Annotated in this window: 3 protein-coding genes; all 3 read right to left on the reverse strand. The window is 26.9% G+C overall.

Going from position 1 to position 3,780, the window contains the following annotated elements:
• Positions 1-106 precede the first annotated feature (106 nt).
• Complete coding sequence (locus B6S12_RS10300) at positions 107-1,498, reverse strand: hypothetical protein (protein WP_111230690.1); 1,392 nt, start codon at positions 1,496-1,498, stop codon at positions 107-109.
• Complete coding sequence (locus B6S12_RS10305) at positions 1,495-2,637, reverse strand: hypothetical protein (protein WP_111230691.1); 1,143 nt, start codon at positions 2,635-2,637, stop codon at positions 1,495-1,497. The genes B6S12_RS10300 and B6S12_RS10305 overlap by 4 nt, the downstream gene beginning before the upstream one ends.
• The coding region (locus B6S12_RS10310) for a hypothetical protein (RefSeq protein WP_245892654.1) at positions 2,630-3,780 on the reverse strand (1,151 nt) is incomplete at its 5' end. The genes B6S12_RS10310 and B6S12_RS10305, both read right to left, overlap by 8 nt.

Here is a 3,780-nt window from a genome sequence, read left to right on the forward strand (position 1 = left end):
TTCAAAATCTGGTATGATTATATTCATTGTTGTTATTCCTGCATAAATTTACAAGCACAAATTCTCGCATCTCTTTCCCATTATTATCTAAAGCTCATATCTATAACTATAATTTTAAATTTGCTTTTTCTAGCATTTTATTATCCCAACCTTTTGGTAAATCTTTTATGCTTGGATAATAAGGGCGTAAAAGTTCTATATAAACTTCTTCTTGATAAGAAAGTTCAAAATAATACTTTCCTAAAGCAGAGGGAACAAGCTTTTTACTTCCATGATAATTACCATCAGAATAAACAAAATTAGGGCTATCAAAAGGGCTTTTAGAGTTATCAAAACCTATAACTTTAGGAGGCTGTCCAATTTTATATTCATACTCGTAAGCTTTTACTCCTATTTCATCATAAGCAAAATAATCATCTATGCTAAATTTAAAAATACCATTATTACCAAAGCTATAACTATAATAATCATCAAAATAAACATCATAAACACCTCTTTTTCCAAATCCTATATCAAACAATATTTTTTCATAACGCTTATTCACTTCTTGGTCTAAATTTCTATAATGTATTTTTGTATCATCCATATAAGCTGCAGGATTAAAAAGAAGCTTGGTTTCATCTTGAAATATACCTAAAGAAAGCTTTAATAAGAAATCCTTCAAACTCCAAACCAAATAAGCATAAAAATATTCATCATTAAAGCTTATTAAATAATCTTCATCTTTTTTATTTTGTTTGGCTAGATAATCAAGCATAGTAAGTAGTATTGGTTCTTGTTTAATATAACTCTTATCTTTAAATTTATTTGCTTGCTCTTTTGTAAGAATGCCAAGATTTCCTAGTTCATCATAAATTTCATCACTAAATACAAAAGGCTTTATGCCATAATCTTTATTGATTGTATCAATATAATTTTTTATCATATTTACATTTTTACTATGAATTGCATTCACATAAGAAATAATTTGCTCTTGATTTAAAATGGTTGTATCTTTTTCTATTTTGCATTGATATTCTAGGTTGTTTGGAGTAGTTATTCTATAATCGCCACGACTTACCACTACATCTTGTATTGCTAACTCCAATTGACTTAGATCTTCTGAAGAACTTTCTTTTGTTTTAGGTTTCATAGGTTTCAATGGTTTAGGCTTAATATAATTAGGGTTTTTATTAGCAAGCCATAAAGGATTTTTTATCTTTTTAAGTTCTTCTTCTAAATTTTCAAATTTAGTGGGTATGTATTTTGGCATAAGTTTATTGCCTTTTTTATCAAATATAATTTTACCTAGATATATACCAAATTTTGGGTTATAAAAATTATTAAGAGAATTTTCTAGAATTTCTTTACTGCGAAAATACCACGAATTTTCCTCGCTAGGACAAATATTATTAAAGCTTTTAATATTAGTATTGATGGCTAAATAAATAGCAAAAGGCTCTTTTCTGGTTTGTAAAAAATACTTATGTTTTTCTAAGTCTGGCTCGATAAATCTCATTGTATTTCCTTGATTATATTGTTTTCTATTGCTCTAGCCTCTGCTTCACTTGGCTGAAAATAATACACATCTTTAGTCTTATTCTTATCCAAATATATTTGTTCTGCATTAAAATAAACTTTTTTGTAAGTAAAATACATATATCTTTGCAAAGCATCGTTTTTAAGTTCTTTTTGATGCATATAGGCGTGGCGTATTTCATGAACGATTGTCTTTAATATTTCTTGCGTGCTTCCTATCTTATTTACATTTATATTTATTGCGTAACTTAAATTATCATATAAACCGTATTCATAATCTTTCATTGGAATAAATTCAATTTTTGTATTTATTTTAAATTCATTGCAAACTTCTTTAATTAATCTTTCCCACCATTGCACAGGATAAGTTTGAGTTGATTTGTAATTATGTTTTTTAACCACCATCTTAATTGTTTCTTCGTAGTATTTTAAGTCTTGAAAATAATTTTTATACTTCATTTGCATATCATCTTTTAATTTAATTTGATGATATATTTTTCTAAAATCAAATCTATAATAAATATAAGCAATTTTTCCTGCAAGTTGAGGATAACTCATTGGATTTGCCATAAAATTATCCCAATCGTTTTTATATATAAAGATCATTATGAGTATAAAGTTGTAAGCTTCATAAAAATCAGCTATTAAATTTAACTTTTTCCATTCCTCTATAAAATCAGTATCAGATTTTAAGCCACTAGATAGCTTGCTTTCTTCCACACTCTCATCTTTTCCAACTCCTACTCTAAAGCTCATATCTATAACTATATGAAAATCTTCTAAGCTAGGCATAACCTTTTTTTCATCATAAGCAAAGACTATGATGTAATATTTATAATCTTTTGTGTCTTCTATGGGTTCATTATCTCTATTTATAGGTAAATGAAATCCACAAATATCACCTTTAAAACCATCTATCAATTTAAGCTCATTATTCATAATAGGATAATTAGAATCAAGTAAATCTTGCTTTTTTTGCTCACTATTGCACTCTATATAACTCCATTTTAGCGTTTTATCGCTTTCTTTTTCTAATTGCAATTCTACATAAGTTCCTGGTGCAAAAGAAGCATTTAAATCAATATGGGAATTTTCATGAAATATTAGTGTTTTATCCATAAACTTTCCCTACAAATATAATTTTATTATCTATTTTTTCAGGGTAAGCTACTTTAAGTGAGACTATATTTTCCTCTTCATTTTGTGCAAACTTAGCTTGTTTACTTAAATTCTCCAATAATTCAGCTTGTGCCATACCTATACTACCGCTACTTCCAAATTCTCCTTTTTCATTAATGCTATAAAGATATAGATTGTCTTTTATGATATACTGTTCTTTTTTATCTTTGTTTTCTTTATCTTGATTTTCTTCTATTTTGACTTCTTTTGAGGTTTTGGAGCATTCTTTATCTGTATATAATCTCACACAATATTTTCCCCAAGTTTTTCCTATTACAAAAGGATATTTTTGTAAAAAGCTAGGATTAGTATCTTTTGCTATTTCACTCATCTTTAAATAATACTCCCCTTCAGGCAAAGTTCCAAATCTATCTTTAATGCTTTCATTATCATAGTAAAAATAAGCTTTTTTACCTTTGCTTGCATCATTTTCATCTTGGTAAAAATAATTTGCAATTTGTTTATCGCTTCTTTTTTCATTGTCTGCTTTAGCGGTGCCACTTCTTGCCATATAAGAATTAATTAAATCATTTCCTTTGTAATGATAGACATTAAATCCATCATAAACTAAATAATCTTTAGCTCTAAATTTAAGTATGAGTCCACTTTTATGTTCAATGTAATTATTAAATACCCTTTTAGCATTTTGTAAAGGAGTAGGAAAAAAGGCTTCATTTCCATCAAGCTTTACTTTAAAGCTATAACAGTCACTAAAATACTTTTCTTTATCAAATCTTATCTTACCCTTTTCATCACTGCGTCTTTTTAGATTGATTGCTCCTAAATTCTCATCATGTCTAAAACCTTTTATGATAATTTTTGCATTAGCAATGGGATTATTATGTTCATCTTTTAGGTATAAAGTGATAAAGCTGGGTTCTTTGGGAGTTGATGAAGATTGGCTTAAAGGTTCTTTTGAAAGCTCATTAAAGCTTTTATCTTTATAAATATTTTCTTTTTTAATCTCTTTAAGTTCTAATTTGATATTTAAACTTTCTTCTAATAAAGAATAATTTTTAATCTTTGCATTATAATGATTATATTTTATACTTAAATCCCCTAAAGAACTTAAATCTTCTTTGT

It is taken from the genome of Helicobacter valdiviensis, from assembly GCF_003245365.1.
Lineage (GTDB): Bacteria > Campylobacterota > Campylobacteria > Campylobacterales > Helicobacteraceae > Helicobacter_D > Helicobacter_D valdiviensis.

Coding starts and splice junctions, on each gene's coding strand:
- B6S12_RS10300 (WP_111230690.1), bottom strand. CDS start 1,498: ATGAGATTTATCGAGCCAGACTTAGAAAAACATAAGTATTTTTTACAA.
- B6S12_RS10305 (WP_111230691.1), bottom strand. CDS start 2,637: ATGGATAAAACACTAATATTTCATGAAAATTCCCATATTGATTTAAAT.